This is a genomic window from Pseudomonas sp. GG8 (assembly GCF_052976945.1).
Window position 1 is genome coordinate 5,623,007 of record NZ_JBRIIP010000001.1, and the last position, 16,942, is coordinate 5,639,948.

At 57.3% G+C, this 16,942-nt stretch carries 15 protein-coding genes; 3 read left to right on the forward strand and 12 right to left on the reverse strand.

Annotated features, from left to right (window positions below; genetic code table 11):
- Nucleotides 1-9: 9 nt before the first annotated feature.
- Nucleotides 10-579, reverse strand: coding sequence for a glycerol-3-phosphate 1-O-acyltransferase PlsY (gene plsY / locus ACVBEG_RS26475; protein WP_322182496.1), 570 nt, complete (start codon nucleotides 577-579; stop codon nucleotides 10-12).
- 74 nt (nucleotides 580-653) lie between these two features.
- Between plsY and folB the strand changes: the two genes are divergently transcribed.
- Both folB and folK read left to right on the forward strand, forming a co-directional pair.
- A complete protein-coding gene (gene folB, locus ACVBEG_RS26480) occupies nucleotides 654-1,007 on the forward strand; it encodes a dihydroneopterin aldolase (protein ID WP_322182494.1) in 354 nt (117 codons plus the stop codon).
- Nucleotides 998-1,531 carry a 2-amino-4-hydroxy-6-hydroxymethyldihydropteridine diphosphokinase gene (gene folK / locus ACVBEG_RS26485; RefSeq protein WP_322182492.1) on the forward strand — a complete coding sequence of 178 codons (534 nt, stop codon included), beginning with the start codon at nucleotides 998-1,000 and terminating at the stop codon, nucleotides 1,529-1,531. The genes folB and folK overlap by 10 nt, the downstream gene beginning before the upstream one ends.
- A 30-nt stretch (nucleotides 1,532-1,561) precedes the next feature.
- Here folK and ACVBEG_RS26490 read toward each other — a convergent pair whose 3' ends face one another.
- The 11 genes from ACVBEG_RS26490 to ACVBEG_RS26540 form a co-directional block, all read right to left on the reverse strand.
- The gene (locus ACVBEG_RS26490; RefSeq protein ID WP_330200950.1) at nucleotides 1,562-2,791 is read right to left on the reverse strand and encodes a multifunctional CCA addition/repair protein; all 1,230 of its coding nucleotides are present in this window, start codon (nucleotides 2,789-2,791) and stop codon (nucleotides 1,562-1,564) included.
- Nucleotides 2,792-2,869: 78 nt separating this feature from the next.
- Nucleotides 2,870-4,432, reverse strand: coding sequence for a SpoVR family protein (locus ACVBEG_RS26495; RefSeq protein ID WP_443692541.1), 1,563 nt, complete (start codon nucleotides 4,430-4,432; stop codon nucleotides 2,870-2,872).
- Nucleotides 4,429-5,700, reverse strand: coding sequence for a YeaH/YhbH family protein (locus tag ACVBEG_RS26500; protein WP_322182485.1), 1,272 nt, complete (start codon nucleotides 5,698-5,700; stop codon nucleotides 4,429-4,431). The genes ACVBEG_RS26495 and ACVBEG_RS26500 overlap by 4 nt, the downstream gene beginning before the upstream one ends.
- Before the next feature lie 191 nt (nucleotides 5,701-5,891).
- Nucleotides 5,892-7,814, reverse strand: coding sequence for a PrkA family serine protein kinase (locus ACVBEG_RS26505; protein WP_322182483.1), 1,923 nt, complete (start codon nucleotides 7,812-7,814; stop codon nucleotides 5,892-5,894).
- Between the two features lie 285 nt (nucleotides 7,815-8,099).
- Nucleotides 8,100-8,429 (reverse strand): thiosulfate sulfurtransferase GlpE, encoded by a 330-nt coding sequence (gene glpE, locus ACVBEG_RS26510; RefSeq protein WP_322182481.1) that lies wholly within the window; start codon nucleotides 8,427-8,429, stop codon nucleotides 8,100-8,102.
- A 37-nt stretch (nucleotides 8,430-8,466) separates the two neighbouring features.
- Nucleotides 8,467-9,348: a symmetrical bis(5'-nucleosyl)-tetraphosphatase gene (locus ACVBEG_RS26515; RefSeq protein ID WP_322182479.1), complete on the reverse strand. Its 882-nt coding sequence runs from the start codon at nucleotides 9,346-9,348 to the stop codon at nucleotides 8,467-8,469.
- The gene (apaG, locus tag ACVBEG_RS26520) at nucleotides 9,348-9,728 is read right to left on the reverse strand and encodes a Co2+/Mg2+ efflux protein ApaG (RefSeq protein ID WP_322182477.1); all 381 of its coding nucleotides are present in this window, start codon (nucleotides 9,726-9,728) and stop codon (nucleotides 9,348-9,350) included. The genes ACVBEG_RS26515 and apaG overlap by 1 nt, the downstream gene beginning before the upstream one ends.
- A gap of 142 nt (nucleotides 9,729-9,870) precedes the next feature.
- Complete coding sequence (gene rsmA / locus ACVBEG_RS26525; RefSeq protein WP_219064366.1) at nucleotides 9,871-10,677, reverse strand: 16S rRNA (adenine(1518)-N(6)/adenine(1519)-N(6))-dimethyltransferase RsmA; 807 nt, start codon at nucleotides 10,675-10,677, stop codon at nucleotides 9,871-9,873.
- On the reverse strand, nucleotides 10,674-11,663 hold the full coding sequence (gene pdxA, locus ACVBEG_RS26530) for a 4-hydroxythreonine-4-phosphate dehydrogenase PdxA (protein WP_322182473.1): 990 nt from the start codon (nucleotides 11,661-11,663) through the stop codon (nucleotides 10,674-10,676). Before pdxA ends, rsmA begins: the two co-directional genes overlap by 4 nt.
- The gene (gene surA / locus ACVBEG_RS26535) at nucleotides 11,660-13,000 is read right to left on the reverse strand and encodes a peptidylprolyl isomerase SurA (protein ID WP_322182471.1); all 1,341 of its coding nucleotides are present in this window, start codon (nucleotides 12,998-13,000) and stop codon (nucleotides 11,660-11,662) included. Before surA ends, pdxA begins: the two co-directional genes overlap by 4 nt.
- Nucleotides 12,981-15,779 carry an LPS-assembly protein LptD gene (locus ACVBEG_RS26540; RefSeq protein ID WP_447108428.1) on the reverse strand — a complete coding sequence of 933 codons (2,799 nt, stop codon included), beginning with the start codon at nucleotides 15,777-15,779 and terminating at the stop codon, nucleotides 12,981-12,983. The genes surA and ACVBEG_RS26540 overlap by 20 nt, the downstream gene beginning before the upstream one ends.
- Before the next feature lie 128 nt (nucleotides 15,780-15,907).
- Between ACVBEG_RS26540 and ACVBEG_RS26545 the strand changes: the two genes are divergently transcribed.
- Complete coding sequence (locus tag ACVBEG_RS26545; RefSeq protein ID WP_447108429.1) at nucleotides 15,908-16,933, forward strand: aminoglycoside phosphotransferase family protein; 1,026 nt, start codon at nucleotides 15,908-15,910, stop codon at nucleotides 16,931-16,933.
- Nucleotides 16,934-16,942: the final 9 nt, after the last annotated feature.

Below are 16,942 nucleotides of genomic sequence, written 5' to 3' on the forward strand. Positions count from 1 at the left end.
GGCCGTGATTCAAAAATGCCGTTCGCGCCCGGCAAACAGGTCGCGTAAATTGCTGCGATGGCGCCACACGATCAATAAGGTGAGGATGCTCATCGGCAGTAGCGCTTGAGGCTCCTGCCACGCCAGTAATGGCAGGGTCAGCGGGGTGGCGATCAACGCCGCGAGTGAGCTGGTGCGGGTCAGGTAGAACACCAGCAGCCAGGCGCAGACAGCCAGCGCTGCGGCGGGTGGGAACAGGCCCAGCAGCATGCCTGCCGCTGTGGCAACACCCTTGCCGCCACGAAAGCGAAAGTACACTGGAAACAAATGCCCCAGGACTGCACAGAGGCCTATCCAGGCTTGCTGTTGAGGATCAAGGTCGAGCAGTCTGGCAGCCAGGACGGGGAGCAGACTTTTACAAACGTCGCCGATCAGGGTTAGAACGGCGAGTTTTTTGCCCGCCAGACGCAACATATTGGTTGCGCCAGCATTGCCGGAACCGCTGGCGCGCGGGTCGGGGCTGCCAGTGAGGCGGCTAAGCAAAATGGCGAAGGACAGTGAGCCAAGCAGGTAGGCGAGGGTCGCCAGTAACCAAAACATGCTAACTATTCCGGGCGAGGACGCCCTGATTCTAACGGCGCATCGCGCCCTTGTCGTGCAGCGGAGAAAAGTGCTTGGACAGAGTTTTTATCGAGGGTCTGGAAGTCGATACGGTTATCGGCGCCTATGACTGGGAGCGTGGCATTCGCCAGTGCCTGCGTCTGGACCTGAGTTTTGCCTGGGACAATCGGCCCGCTGCGGCAGACGATGACCTGAGCAAGGCGCTCGACTACGCTAGCGTCTCGGCACGAATTCAGGCATTTGCCGAAGACGCCAAATTTCAGTTGGTCGAAACGTTTGCCGAGCGCCTGGCCGAGGTGTTGATGAGTGAGTTCCAGATTCCCTGGCTGCACCTCAAACTGACCAAGCCAGGCGCCGTTGCGGCGGCTACTGGCGTGGGCGTGGAGATCGAGCGCGGATGTCGCTAACCCAGATATTCCTCGGCCTCGGCAGCAATATCGAGCGCGAAAAGCACCTGAGCGCAGGGCTTGAAGCGCTTGATGGATTTTTGCAGCAAATGACCTGTTCACCGGTATTCGAAAGTCAGCCGGTGGGGATCAAAAGCGGGCCATTCTTCAATCTGGTGGTCACGGGGTATACCGACCTGCCGCTGATGGAGCTGGACCGCCGTTTGAAATTCATCGAGGCGGATAACGGTCGCTATGCTCCGGAGCGCCGGGGCTTGCCGTTGGATATCGACGTGCTGCTCTACGGCGAGCAGGTCGGTAATTTCGATGGCTTGATTCTGCCCCGCGCGGAAATCCTGAAAAATGCCTTCGTGCTTTGGCCGTTGTCGCTGATAGCGCCAGAGCGGCTGCATCCCGGTGTGAGCAAAACCTTCAAGGATTTGTGGCGGGACGCGCAGATTGATCAGGTGCTGGCGCCAGTAGCGTTTGAGTGGCGCGGGATGCCGTTGACGCCTGAGGTCCTGTTAAATACGCATCCCTGGTAATACACAGGTCTGGCCCTGACATCGCGGGTCTCAAGCGCTATACGTTGCCTTGTAAGCTTGCACCGCCTTCAAACGCTCCTGCTTCAACGCTTCGCCCAGCTCGGGCCCTTCATAGCCCTGATCGCGCAACGGCTGCACAGCCACGGCTCGTGCAGCGTTGGCGGCGCCTCGCAGATACTCGGCCTGAGGGTAATCGCGCTGCTCGAAGCCTAGGCGGCCTCGGGCATCCATCTCGCACCCTGCGATAAACTCCTCGAAACGTTGTGGTCGACGGTAAATGTCGAAGCTTTGCATCAGCTCAAACAGCGTCGATGCTTTTAGCTCTAGCGCTCGGTGTCCATGGGTGTGGTACTGGCCGACCAGCATTGCCAGCTCCTGACAATCCCGAGGAACCTTGAAGCGCGCATTCACGGCTTTGATCAGGCGCAGGCCTGTGTGCTCGTGAGCGATGTGCCGGGGCCATTCGCTTTCCGGTGTCAGGCCTTTCCCCAAATCATGCAGCAGGCATGCCCAGCGCACGCTCAGCGGCTGATGATGGATCGCGGCCTGCTCAAGGACGCTGAGCACGTGCTGGCCCGTGTCGATTTCTGGATGGTGGGCTGCGGGCTGCGGTACGCCGAACAATGCATCGACTTCCGGAAATAGCACCTTCAGTGCCCCGCACTCGCGCAGGACCTGGATGAAAACCTGGGGCTGATTTTCCATCAGGGCGCGGGAGATTTCCTTCCAGCTGCGCTCGGGAGTCAGAGCCTCCAGTTCGCCGGATTCACTGAGCTGCTGCATCAGCGTCATCGTCTCTGGCGCGATGGTAAAACCATCCGATGCATAGCGTGCGGCGAAGCGGGCGACACGCAGTACGCGCAGAGGATCTTCGGCGAACGCCGGTGATACATGGCGTAAAATTCGGGATTTAAGATCTTCTTGGCCGTGGTAGGGATCAGTCAACCGACCCTGCGCATCTTCCGCAATGGCATTGATCGTGAGGTCTCGACGAATCAAATCTTCTTCGAGACTGACCTCGGGATCCGCATGGAAGATGAACCCGCCATAGCCTGGGCCGCTCTTGCGTTCCGTTCGGGCAAGGGCATATTCCTCCCCTGTTTTCGGGTGCAGAAATACCGGGAAATCCGCACCGACCGGGCGGAAACCCTGGCTGAGCATTTCATCGGCGGTTGCGCCCACCACGACCCAGTCGGTATCGGCGACGGTCTTGCCCAACAGGCGATCACGTACTGCGCCGCCCACTTTATAAATCTGCATAAAAAACCTCCGTAAGCGCGACAGGATAACCCTTGCGACGCACTCACGGAGGTTAAAACAGAAAACACTTACAACCGTTTATAGGTGGACGACGGCCAAGTCGAGCCGGGGATATTCACTGTCGGCATGCTCTCCTTTGGGTGGGACATGATGGGTTTTCATGATCTGATCGCCCTGCAATGTCTCAAGATGAATATCAAAGCCCCACAAGCGGTGCAGGTGTTTGAGCACTTCCTCAGTGGAGTCTCCCAGCGGTTTGCGGTCGTGTTGTTGATGGCGCAGGGTCAGAGAGCGATCACCGCGGCGGTCGATGCTGAAAATCTGCACGTTCGGTTCGCGGTTGCCCAGGTTGTACTGGGCGGCCAGTGTTTCCCGAATGGTTTTGTACCCCGGTTCGTCATGGATGGCGGGAACGAGCAGGTCGTCCTTTTGATCGTCGTCCATGATGCTGAACAGTTTCAGGTCGCGAATCACCTTGGGCGACAGGTACTGCAGGATAAAACTCTCATCCTTGAAGCTGCTCATGGCGAACTTGATGGTGGCCAGCCAATCGCTGCCAGCGATGTCCGGGAACCAGTGGCGGTCTTCATCGGTGGGGTGCTCGCAAATCCGCCGGATATCCCGGTACATGGCGAACCCCAAGGTGTAGGGGTTGATACCGTTGTAATACGGGCTATCGAAGCCCGGCTGGTAGATGACGCTGGTGTGTGATGTCAGGAACTCCATCATGAAGCCGTCGGTCACCAGGCCTTCATCGTAGAGATCGTTCATCAAGGTGTAGTGCCAAAAGGTCGCCCAGCCTTCGTTCATCACCTGGGTCTGACGTTGCGGATAGAAGTACTGCGCGATCTTGCGCACGATCCGCACCACTTCCCGCTGCCAGGGCTCCAGCAGTGGCGCATGTTTCTCGATGAAGTACAGGATGTTTTCCTGTGGCTCGGAGGGGAAGCGAGCGTTGTCTTTGTCGCTGTTCTTGTCCGCGCCTTTCGGAATGGTCCGCCACAGATCGTTGATCTGCTTCTGCAGGTGTTCTTCACGGTCTTTCTGCCGACGGCGTTCTTCCTCGGCGGAAATAGGGTAAGGGCGTTTGTAACGGTCAACGCCGTAGTTCATCAGTGCGTGGCAGGAGTCGAGCAAGTCTTCTACCGCGTCGATACCATGCCGCTCTTCACACTGCATGATGTACTGCTTGGCGAACACCAGGTAATCGATGATCGAACTGGCGTCCGTCCAGGTGCGAAACAGGTAATTGCCCTTGAAGAAGCTGTTATGCCCATAGCAGGCATGCGCCACGACCAGCGCCTGCATGCAGATGGTGTTCTCTTCCATCAGGTAAGCGATGCAAGGATCGGAGTTGATGACGATTTCATAGGCCAGCCCCATCTGGCCACGGCTGTAGGATTTCTCGGTGCTGAGGAAGTGCTTGCCGTAGGACCAATGGTGATAACCCAGCGGCATGCCGACAGACGCGTAGGCATCCATCATCTGCTCGGCGGTGATTACCTCGATCTGATTGGGATAGGTATCCAGGGCATAACGCTTGGCGATACGACCAATCTCCCGGTCGTAGGCCTGGATCAGCTCGAATGTCCACTCTGAACCCGTGGACAGGGGTTGGCGCTTCTGCTCTCTAGCGGTCATGTCACTAACCTGCGCTGGAAGAGTTCACGGAATACCGGATAGATATCACCGGCAGAGACCAGCTGCTGCTGGGCAAACGTATCGGAGAACGCTTCACTGATACGCTCGTATTCAAACCACAGCGCTTGATGCTCGCGCGGGGTGATTTCCACGTAAGTGTAGTACTGCACGAAGGGCATGATCTGCTTGATCAAGATGTCGCGGCAGATCGGTGAGTCATCGTTCCAGTTGTCGCCGTCCGAAGCCTGTGCCGCGTAAATGTTCCACTCGTTGGTCGGGTAACGCGCGGCCATGATCTCCTGCATCAGTTTCAGCGCGCTGGAAACGATGGTGCCGCCGGTTTCCCGGGAGTAGAAAAACTCCTCCTCGTCGACTTCGCGGGCGCTGGTGTGATGGCGAATGAACACGACTTCAATTTTGTCGTAGTTACGCTTGAGGAACAGGTACAGCAGGATAAAGAAACGCTTGGCGATGTCCTTGGTTGCTTGGGTCATGGAGCCGGAAACGTCCATCAGGCAGAACATCACCGCCTTGGAGCTGGGGTTGGGTTGCTTGACCAGCAGGTTGTACTTGAGGTCGAAGGTGTCCAGGTAGGGCACTCGACGAATACGGGCGTTGAGTCGCTCAATTTCGCTCTCAAGCTCCTGAATATCGCCGAAATTGTCGGGTTCTTCGCGCTTCATGCGCTCCAGTTCACTAACGGCTTCACGCAGTTTCGCGCGGCTGCTGCCTGACAATGCAATCCGCCGTGCATGGGCTGAACGCAAGGTACGGATGATGTTTATCCGTGAAGGGTTGCCCTCGTTGCTGATCCCCGCGCGAACGGTTTTGAAGGTGTCGGTGCCCATCAGGTTACGCTTGACCAGGTTGGGCAGTTCAAGGTCCTCGAACATGAACTCCAGAAACTCTTCCTGAGTAATCTGGAAGACAAACTCATCCATGCCTTCGCCTGAATTGCTGGCCTTGCCCGCGCCCTTACCGCCACCGCCTCCTTGTGGGCGGGCGATATGCTCACCCGTGGTGAACTCCTTGTTGCCGGGATGAACGACGGTCTGTTTGCCGCCGCGACCATGATGAAGTACCGGTTCGTCGATATCGCGACCGGGAATACTGATCTGTTCACCGTGCTCCATGTCGGTGATGGATCGGCGGCTGACCGCCTCTTCGACGGCTTTTTTGATGTGGTCACGGTAACGCCGCAGGAAGCGCTGGCGGTTTACCGTGCTCTTGTTTTTGCCATTGAGACGTCGGTCGATCACATAACTCATGACTGCTCCTTCGAAGCTGTCTTGAAAAATGGCGGGCTGGCATGACGTTTAGAACAATGTGACGGGCGTGCGCCACTCTTGCTCTGCCTGAGCCTCGCTGTCGATTTCTAAAACAACCTCTTGGAGCCTGTGTAGCAGAAAACGCTGACACAGGCTCTCGGCTAACGACAACCGGTGTAACCGGCAGCGGGTTATTGTGATTTTCTAACCCGCAGATACCACTCGGACAGCAGTCGTACCTGTTTGTCGGTGTAACCGCGTTCGACCATCCGTGTGACGAAGTCGTTGTGTTTTTGTTGATCCTCTTTGCTGGCCTTGGCGTTGAAGCTGATGACCGGCAGCAGATCCTCGGTGTTCGAGAACATTTTCTTCTCGATAACCACCCGCAGCTTCTCGTAGCTGAGCCACGTTGGATTTTTGCCGTTGTTGTTGGCCCGCGCACGCAATACGAAGTTGACGATTTCGTTGCGGAAATCCTTTGGATTGCTGATGCCTGCAGGTTTTTCGATTTTTTCCAGTTCCTCGTTCAGCGCGACACGATTGAGGATTTCGCCGGTTTCCGGATCCCGGTATTCCTGATCCTGAATCCAGAAGTCTGCGTAGAGCACGTAGCGGTCGAAAATGTTCTGACCGTATTCGCTGTAGGACTCCAGGTAGGCAGTCTGGATTTCCTTGCCGATGAACTCGATGTAGCGCGGCGCCAGGTACTCTTTGATGAACCGCAGATAACGTTCGCGGGTTTCCGCCGGGAATTGCTCCTGCTCGATCTGTTGTTCGAGCACGTACAGCAGGTGAACCGGGTTAGCGGCGATTTCATGCGGGTCGAAGTTGAAGACTTTCGACAGAATCTTGAACGCGAAGCGCGTCGACAGGCCGTTCATCCCTTCATCGACACCGGCGTTGTCACGGTACTCCTGAATGGACTTGGCTTTTGGGTCGGTGTCTTTGAGGTTCTCACCGTCGTACACCCGCATCTTCGAGTAGATGTTCGAGTTTTCGGGCTCTTTAAGGCGCGACAGCACGGTGAACTGCGCCAGCATTTTCAGAGTGTCCGGCGCGCAGTGGGCGTTGGCCAGGGAGCTGTTGAAAAGCAGCTTGTCGTAGATTTTGATCTCATCGCTGACCCGCAAGCAGTACGGCACTTTGACGATGTAGATTCGGTCGATGAAAGCTTCGTTGTTCTTGTTGTTGCGGAAGCTGTGCCATTCCGATTCGTTGGAGTGGGCCAGCAGGATGCCAGTGAACGGGATCGAGCCCAGGCCTTCGGTGCTGTTGTAGTTACCTTCCTGAGTGGCGGTCAGTAATGGGTGCAAGACCTTGATCGGCGCCTTGAACATTTCGACGAATTCCATCAGGCCTTGGTTGGCCCGGCAGAGTGCCCCGGAGTAGCTATAGGCATCAGCGTCGTTCTGAGGGAATTCTTCCAGTTTGCGGATATCGACCTTGCCCACCAGCGCAGAAATGTCCTGGTTGTTCTCGTCCCCTGGTTCGGTTTTCGCCACGGCGATCTGGTTGAGGATGGACGGGTACAGCTTGACCACCCGGAACTGACTGATGTCGCCCCCGAATTCGGCCAGACGCTTGGTCGCCCAAGGCGACATGATGGTGTTCAGGTAACGCCGAGGAATTCCAAAGTCTTCCTCGAGAATCGCGCCGTCTTCAGTCGCATTGAACAGACCGAGCGGTGACTCGAAAACGGGGGAGCCTTTGATGGCGTAGAAGGGCACTTTCTCGATCAGCTGTTTGAGTTTTTCAGCCAGCGATGATTTACCGCCACCCACGGGGCCGAGCAGATAGAGGATTTGTTTCTTCTCCTCAAGGCCCTGCGCGGCATGCCGGAAGTACGAGACGATCTGATCGATGCATTCTTCCATGCCATGGAAGTCTTCGAACGCCGGGTAGCGGCGGATCACCTTGTTGGAGAAAATCCTGGATAACCGCGAGTTGGCCGAGGTATCCAGCAACTCAGGCTCGCCTATAGCCAGCAGAAGACGTTCTGCGGCTGAGGCATAGGCACTACGGTCACTTTTGCAGAGATCTAGATACTCCTGTAACGAGAGCTCTTCCTGGCGTGTCGATTCAAAGCGTTGTTGGAAGTGGCTAAAAATACTCATGACGTCACCTCGCTCGATACGTGGAGCCGGCGGCGGATCGTCAGTCGATGTCGATGCTGGCATACAGCTGAAATCCAGCTGCTGTTTACCCCCCAGAACACCATAAAGTTACTACCGATGACCCGCGCGCCGGTGTACCGGCTCTCCCCTGATTTGGATGGCCTACGGCTAAGGATAGTTCGGAATCAGAAAGAGAAAGAAGGGATGAGCAATAAGTCTGTCTGACCGTTTATCAGTTCGAGGCCCAAGCCCGCATGGGGCGCGGGATCGGGCGGTATAAAAAAATTATTCCGGGGTGCTTTGCGCTGTTTCGTCGGGATAGGTGTTGCGCCATAACTCGAAACCGCCATCCAGGCTGTAAACGTCCGAAAAACCCTGCCCCACGAGATAGGCTGCTGCGCTTTGGCTGGAGTTGCCGTGATAGCAGACGACCACCAAGGGTTTGTCCAGATCGGCCTTGGCGATAAAGTCGGCGATGGAGTGGTTATCCAGGCGCTGCGAGCCAGGGATGTGTTGGGCGTCAAACGCCTGAGGGTCGCGTACGTCGACCAATACGGCGCCTTGTTCGCGCAGCGAATGGGCTTGCGCGGGAGGGATGCGCTTGAACTCGGTCATGGACTGGGCTCCTTGGGGTTTGGCTGAAAAGTGGATGCTAACGCTGGCTGGTGGTTTGTGACCCGGCACCCGCAATTGAGGCAGGATTGGCGCGTGCCAGGCCCTTGTTGTCGCAATCGCATCGGTGCAGTTCACCGCTATCAACGTTGAGCAAGGTCATGGCGCTGCCCCAGACACAGCCCGTGTCGAGCGCAATCACGTTGGGATCGGTGCACTTGCCTTCAAGGGCCGCCCAATGGCCGAAGATAATCTTCACGTCACTGGTTTTACGATCCTTGTAACTGAACCATGGGGCATAACCGGGCGGGGCGGTGTCTGCACCTTCCTTGCCTTTGAGGTCGAGCTTGCCGTCGCTGGTGCAGAAACGCATGCGTGTGAAGTAGTTGGTGATCACCCGTAGTCGCGTCACGCCGCGCAGGTCTTTGTCCCACTTGGCAGGTTCGTTGCCGTACATGCCATCGAGGAAAGGGTCGAGCAGGTTGTCGTCACGCAGTGCTTCTTCGACTTCGCTGGCGCATTTGAGCGCTTTTTTCAGCGTCCACTGGGGTGGGATGCCGGCATGCACCATGGCGATATTGCGTTCGGCGTCGTAATGCATGAGCTTTTGCTGGCGTAGCCAGTCAAGCAGGTCGGCACAATCAGGTGCCTCAAGCACTTCGCGCAGGGTATCGCTTTTCCTGAGGCGCTCGATATTGCGCGATGCCGCAAGCAAGTGCAGATCATGGTTGCCCAGCACGCAGACCAGCGCGTTGCGAATGCCGAACAGGAAACGCAGGGTTTCGAGTGATTGCGGGCCGCGATTGACCAGATCCCCCACCAGCCACAGGCGGTCTTTACTCGGGTCGAAGGCGACATGTTCGAGGAGGCATTGCAGGGGTTCCAGGCAGCCTTGCACGTCACCGACGGCATACACCGCCATCAGTGCAGGACTCCGGGCACCGCCAGGCGAAAGGGTGCAATGACTGCCTCGAAACGTTTGCCGTCTTCGGCCAGCATTTGATAACTGCCTTGCATGTTGCCGACTTTCGTCATCATGACCGTGCCGCTGCTGTAGGTATGGCTTTGCCCGGCCTTGATCAGGGGCTGTTGGCCAACCACGCCATCCCCCCGAACTTCCTCGACATGACCATCACCGTCGGTGATGACCCAGTGCCGGGAGAGCAGTTTTGCGGGCAGTTCGCCACTGTTGTGCACCGTGACGGTGTACGCGAACGCGAAACGGTTCTGCTCGGGTTGCGACTGTTCTACGAGGAAGCGAGTGACGACGCTGACGTCGACCTGATAACGGGGATCGGACATGCAAGAGGCCTTGAAAGCAAAAGCGGAGAAAGGCGGACAATACCGGTGAAATCCAGTCTAGGGTATTTGGGAGGTAAAAAACCAACCCTCTGCGGGCTGTGTGCCCGCAATGGCGTTTTTACCTCCTGGATACCCGGACACTTTACTCTGCGATGGGTTGTTCGCTCAGTTTGTCCGCCAGGCGGACAAAGGCTGCAAGGTCCAGTTGTTCTGGACGCAGGCTGCCATCGACGCCAGCAGCTGTAATCTCTTCGCTGCTGAGCAAAGCCTTGAGTGTATTGCGCAGGGTCTTGCGGCGCTGATTGAAGGCTTCACGTACGACGCGTTCGAGTAAGCGATGATCCTTGGCCGGGTGCGGCAGGACGTCGTGTGGCACCAGACGCACAATGGCCGAGTCGACTTTAGGTGGCGGATTGAACGCACCAGGCCCAACGTTGAACAGGTGTTCGACGCGGCAGTGGTACTGAACCATGATCGACAGACGACCATAATCACCACCGCCAGGGCCTGCGGCGAGACGCTGGACCACTTCTTTTTGCAGCATGAAGTGCATGTCGCGGATCAGATTGGCGTTCTGCAGCAGATGGAAGATCAGCGGCGTGGAGATGTTGTACGGCAGGTTGCCAACGACTCTCAGGCTGTTCGGCGCCGGGTTCAGACTGGTGAAGTCGAACTTCAGTGCGTCGCCCTGATGCAGATGGAAGTTGGGCTTGTTGCCAAACTGATGCATGAGGATCGGGATCAGGTCCTTGTCCAGCTCAACCACATCCAGTTGTGCGCCGCTGTTGAGCAGGCCTTCGGTCAGGGCGCCTTGGCCCGGGCCGATTTCCAGCAGGCGATCTTCCGGGCGGGCGCGAATCGCACGCAGAATTTTATCGATCACACCCGCGTCGTGCAGGAAGTTTTGCCCGAAACGCTTGCGCGCCCGGTGTTGGAATTGCTCGGTCATGAATGCGTCTCGGCCATCTGGTAGGCGGTTTCCAGGGCGACCTTCAGGCTGCCGGTGTCGATCTTGCCGCTGCCGGCCAGATCCAGTGCGGTGCCGTGATCCACTGATGTGCGGATGATCGGCAAGCCCAGCGTCACGTTGACGGCGGCACCGAAACCTTTGTACTTCAGTACGGGAAGGCCCTGGTCGTGGTACATCGCCAGCACTGCATCGCAGTGCTCCAGATATTTGGGGGTAAACAGAGTGTCGGCAGGCAGTGGGCCGCGCAAATCAAGGCCCTCACTGCGCAGACGCTCCAGAGTAGGTTCAATGATGTCGATTTCTTCGCGGCCCAGGTGTCCGCCTTCGCCGGCATGCGGGTTGAGCCCGCAGACCAGAATGCGTGGCTGGGCAATGCCAAACTTGTTGACCAGATCGGCGTGGAGGATACGCGTAACGCGCTCCAGTCGCTCCGGCGTGATCGCATCGGCCACCTCACGCAGCGGCAGGTGAGTGGTCACCAGTGCTACGCGCAAGTCGCCGGTGGCGAGCATCATCACGACCTGTTCGGTGTGTGTCAGCTCGGCGAGGAATTCGGTGTGGCCTGAAAAGACGATGCCTGATTCGTTGATGACGCCCTTATGCACCGGTGCGGTAATCATCCCGGCAAAGTCGCCATCAATGCAGCCCTGTCCGGCGCGGGTCAGCGTCTGCAGCACAAAGGCAGCATTGGCTTTGTCCAGTTGGCCTGCGGTCACAGGCGCCTGCAAGGGCGTGTCCCAGACGTACAGGCTGCCAGCCGGGGCGGGCAAGTCTGGCCAGGCATCGGGGGTCACCGGCAGCAGATTGACGGCCACACCCAGCAACGCGGCCCGCTCCAGGAGCAGGTCACGGCTGGTAATGGCAATCAGGGGGTGCGGCTGAGGTTGCGAGGCGAGCAGCAGGCACAGGTCGGGACCTATACCGGCCGGCTCGCCGGGTGTCAGAGCAAAGCGCTGTGGCTTCACTGCACAGCCTGACCAGCTTGGCCGGTCTGCTCAGCGCCTGGGAGCTTGATCTCAACGTAGGCTTCGTCGCGAATCTGACGCAGCCAGGTTTGCAGCTCTTCATCGTATTTACGGTTGCGCAGCACCGTCAGTGCCTGCTGGTCACGGGCTTGATCCGTGCTGTCGGTGGCGCGGCGGCCAAGGACTTCAAGAACATGCCAGCCGTAAGGCGTTTTGAACGGTTTGGACAATTCGCCGGCTTGAGTATTGGCCATGACTTCGCGGAATTCAGGAACCAAGGAGTTTGGATCGACCCAGTTCAGGTCGCCACCATTGAGTGCAGAGCCCGGGTCTTCGGAGAAGCTTTTTGCCAGCTCACCAAAGTCGTCGCCATTCTTGATGCGCTCATACAAGCGCTCGGCCAGACGATGCGTTTCTTCTTCGCTGCGGATTTCGCTCGGTTTGATCAGGATGTGGCGTACGTGCACTTCATCACGCATCAGCGATTTACCCTGGCCGCCGCGCTTTTCCAACAGCTTCAGGATAATGAAACCACCGGGTGTGCGTGCTGGCGGTGTTACATCGCCAACCGGCATGGAACCCAGCATTTCGCCGAACGGTGGTGGCAACTGAGCGGCTTTGCGCCAGCCCATATCACCGCCGTCCAATGCGTTTTCGCTTTTGGACTTGGCAATCGCCATCTGGCCGAAGTCAGCGCCGCGCTTGAGTTGATCGTAAACATCCTTGGCGTCGCTGGCCGCCGCCTGGATCGCCGACGAAGATGCGCTGTCGGGAGTGGCGATCAGGATGTTGGCGAGGTGGTATTCCTCGGACATTTGCATCTTGCCCATATCGGAAGCCAGGAAGTTCTTCACTTCCTGTTCCGATACCTGGATACGCTCCTGAACCCGGCGCTGACGCACCCGGCTGATGATCATTTCCCGGCGGACCTGTTCGCGAGCGTCGTTATAGGACAAGCCGTCATGAGCCAACGCGGCGCGGAATTGATCCAGGCTCATGTTGTTGCGTTGGGCAATGGTCCCGATGGCCTGGTTCAGCTCTTCATCGGTGATCCGGATGCCGGAGCGATCACCGATTTGTAGCTGGATATTCTCCACGATCAGGCGCTCGAGCACTTGCTGGTCCAGAACGCTCGCAGGCGGCACACCAGAGCCACGTTTGGCAATGGTTTGCTGTACCTCACGGACCCGCTGGTCCAGCTGGCTTTGCATGATCACGTCGTTATCGACGATGGCCACGACCTTGTCGAGGGGCTGCACCGCAGCATGCGCTGCGGTGCCCAGGAGTAGCGCGCCCAACATGAGCGGGCGCAGACAGTTAGAAAGCTTTGTCTTCACGTTCTTGATAACCCTGAATGCCTTTGTCGAGGAAGGATTCAACTTTGGCGCCAGTAACACCGCCCAGTCCCTTCAACACAACTTGTAAGAAAATGCCGTGGTCGCCTTTTTCGTTCTGAGGCGCTTGTTGGCTGAACTCGTCATAGTTAACCCAGTAACGGTTGATCAGACGCAGCTTCCAGCAGCAGTTGTCATATTCAAAGCCACCAAAGGCTTCGAGGGTACGGTTGCGGTTGTAGTCGAACTGCCAGCGGCTGATCGCGCTCCATTGCGGCACGATTGGCCAGATCACCGAGAAGTCGTGTTGCTGGATTTTGTAGTAATCCTTCACATAGCCCGGTTGGCCTGGGGTGCCGTAATCGCCACCACCAACGTTCCACTTACCGGTGCTCTGGTCATAACGTACCAGGTCATTACGGTAGCGGTAACCGGCGTTGATGATCTTGCCTGGGCTGTCTTCAGGCTGGTAGTGCATCATCGCGCTGCCAGAACGGGTGCTGCGGCTGTCCGGATCCCAGTTGAAATCGGACGTCGCGCGCCAGTCGCGGTTGAAGCGGTATTCGTATTCCAGTGCATAAGGCGATACGTTGGCCAGAGCATCGGCACGCGTACGGTAATCAATGCCTGGCAGTTGTACCTTGCGATCCTTGAAGTACATCGCTTGACCGATGCTGAAGCGTTGGCGTTCGAAGCCATTGTCTTCAATCCAGCGGTTGGTGATGCCCAAGGACAGCTTGTTCTCGTCACCAATACGGTCGGAGCCCACGAAACGATTGTCGCGGAACAGCGATGCATAGTTGAACGTGGTTTCGGCGGTGTCGAAAACCGGGATGTCGTTCTGGTCTTTATCCGGCACGTAGAGGTAGAACAGGCGTGGTTCCAATGTCTGGCGGTAATTTTTGCCGAACCACTGGGTGTCCCTGTCGAAGTACAGGCCGCTGTCGATGCTGGCAATCGGTATGGCACGATCTTGCGAGCTGTTGAACGTCTCCTGGGTAGGCGATGTCAGGTTCGCGTTCGACAATAGATAGTCTTTACCTTGGCTATCAAGACTCAGATCGTACTTGGTATAAACATATTTGAGCGACGGCTTGATAAAGCCATACGTCCAGTTCAGCGGCAAGCTGACAGCAGGCGCAAGATTCAGGCGATCGCCGTTGGCACGCGCGAGGCCGGCTACGTTGGTATCGAGGCGTGGACTGATTCCGCCATCCTGGTCGACAAAATTACCTGTCTCCAGATTCCGGTCAAAACGTACAGCTTCGGTCTCGTAAGCGAAGCTCAACCCGCCCGGATGATACGGCAGCGCACCATTGATGGTGAGTTGCGGCAGGCGATTGTACGGTGTGATATCCGCAACGGTCGCCAGCTTGAAGGCCTGCATGTTGAACCGTGCGGTGTAGGTATCGCCGCGCCAGGTCAGGGAACCTTGCTGATTGATGTAGTCAGTGTTCTTGATACCAATCTGATCGGTCTGCAAATCCTGGAAGTAGTACGGATCGCTGATGTCGGTGTAGTCGACCTGACTCATCAGGCGCGAATCCAGACCGCCCTTGTGCTGCCAGTTGATCATCCAGCGCGTGTCTTTGTAGTCCGTCTGCAGTTGGCGATCATTGTCTTTATCGTTGAGGTACGCGGCGCCTACTTGGCCCTCGGATGTTTTGGTCAGGTAGCGGAACTCACCTTCCATCAACAAACCGCGTTTACCCATGTAGCGCGGGTACAACGTGGCATCGTAGTTCGGTGCCAGGTTGAAGTAATACGGCGTAACCAGCATCAGGCCCGTCTTGCTGTTGCTGCTGATAGACGGAGGCAGGAAACCAGACTGACGACGATCATCGATCGGGAAATAAATGTACGGGGTGTAGAAAATCGGTATGTCTTTGACCCGCAGCGTCGCGTTGGTCGCGGTACCGAAACCCGTGGCCGGGTTCAAGGTGATGTTATTACCCTTGATTTCCCATGCGTTGCTGCTCGGTTCGCAGGTGGTGTAAGTGCCGTCCTTGAGTCGAATGATCGCGTTCTCGGCACGCTTGGCGTACAGCGCGCTCCCACGGACATTGGACTTGTGCATCACGTATTCGGCGTTGTCGACTTTGGCTTCGCCGGTATCGAGCTGCATCTCGGCGTGGTCACCCACGATCAGGGCGCCGTTCTGGCGAAGACGGACATTGCCGTTCAGTTCGCCACGGTTTTCTGTCTGATAAAGGCTGGCTTCCTCAGACTCCGCCTGTAGGCCACCTTGACGCAATACGACGTCACCGGCCAGGGTCGCGACCTGTTCTTCCTGTTGATAACGAGAGGCCTTGGCACCGACGAACATCGGCGCGTCGCTCATCTTCGTCTTGTCATTCATGCCAGGACGGATCGGCTCGACGTAGGCACCTGAACAATAGGGGCCTGTTTCGGCCAATTGAGCCGGGGTAAGTTTCTCCCGCGGAACCCAATCCAGGTGGCTGTAGTCAGCACTGCGCGACTTCAGGCCTCGGCCTTTGGCTTCGGTGACCAGTGTGGGGGTGGCTTTTTCGCCGCCACGGGAACCGCTGTCCGATGGGCCTTGGCCGGTCGAACTGACAGCGTCCGTGCTATGCACGGGCCGCGGCGGCAGTTGAGCAGCGTTGGCTTTCGGCGCGCAATCCCAGGTGCCCGAAGCAGAGACTGAGCAGTCATACTGTTCCGCGGCAACCACGAATTGAGTGGCTAGAGGTTGCATCGCCAGCAAACTGCCGGTTACGAGCAACGGAAATTTTTTACGGAACGCGGGGGATTTCAATGCCATCTTATTAGTCCGGGCTTCCTGCGTGCCATCTGCCGGCGGGGGGCCGCACGCCTCTCGATGGGCTGAAAAAGATGTCGGATAATAAAGCATGACCCGCTTGACGGCTAGCGCCGTCGGAGACCCTAGCAATGCCAGATCAAGATGTACGCCTGCAACACCTGAAAGTTTGGCTCAATGATCAGTTACACACGCTGTTCGCAGCTCAAGGCTGGGGCGCTGTACCCCCGGCCACGTTGACCGCCGCCAGCAGTGATGCCAGTTTTCGGCGATATTTCCGTTGGGAGGGCGAAGGTCGAACTTTTATTGTGATGGATGCGCCTCCACCCCAGGAAAACTGCAAACCCTTCGTGGATATCGCTCATTTATTGGCTAAATCAGGAATTAATGTTCCGAAAATTTATGCCGAAGACCTGACGCGAGGCTTTCTTCTGCTCAACGACTTGGGTCGCAAGACCTACCTCGACGTGATCAATACCGAGAATGCCGACGCGCTGTTCGCCGATGCGTTCGACGCGTTGCTGGCCTATCAGCAGTTGCCGATGGACGCACCGTTGCCGAGCTATGACGTCGCGCTGTTGCGCCGCGAGCTGGAACTCTTCCCCGAGTGGTATGTACGTCGTCATCTGGGCGTCGAGATGAGCCCCGCACAGCTGGGGGCGTGGCAGCGGGTCAGCGATCTGTTGATCGACAGCGCACAGGAGCAACCCAACGTGTTGGTGCATCGCGACTATATGCCGCGCAACTTGATGCACAGCGAGCCGAACCCTGGCGTGCTGGATTTTCAGGATGCGGTGTATGGGCCGGTGACCTATGACGTGACCTGCCTGTTCAAGGATGCATTCTTGAGCTGGCCCGAGGAGCGTGTGCGCGGCTGGTTACTGACGTATTGGCAAGCAGCCGGCAAGCTGGGCATCCCGGTGCAGACGGAGTTTGAAGATTTTCTGCGGGCCAGTGATCTGATGGGCGTGCAGCGACATTTGAAAGTTATCGGTATTTTTGCGCGTATTTGCCACCGTGACGGCAAGCCTCGCTACCTGGCCGACGTGCCGCGTTTCTTCGCCTATATAGATACCGTATTGGCGCGGCGCCCGGAGCTGGCTGAGTTGGCTGAGTTGCTGGCAAGCCTGCGTCAACCTGTTGGAGTTGTTGTATGAAAATGAAGG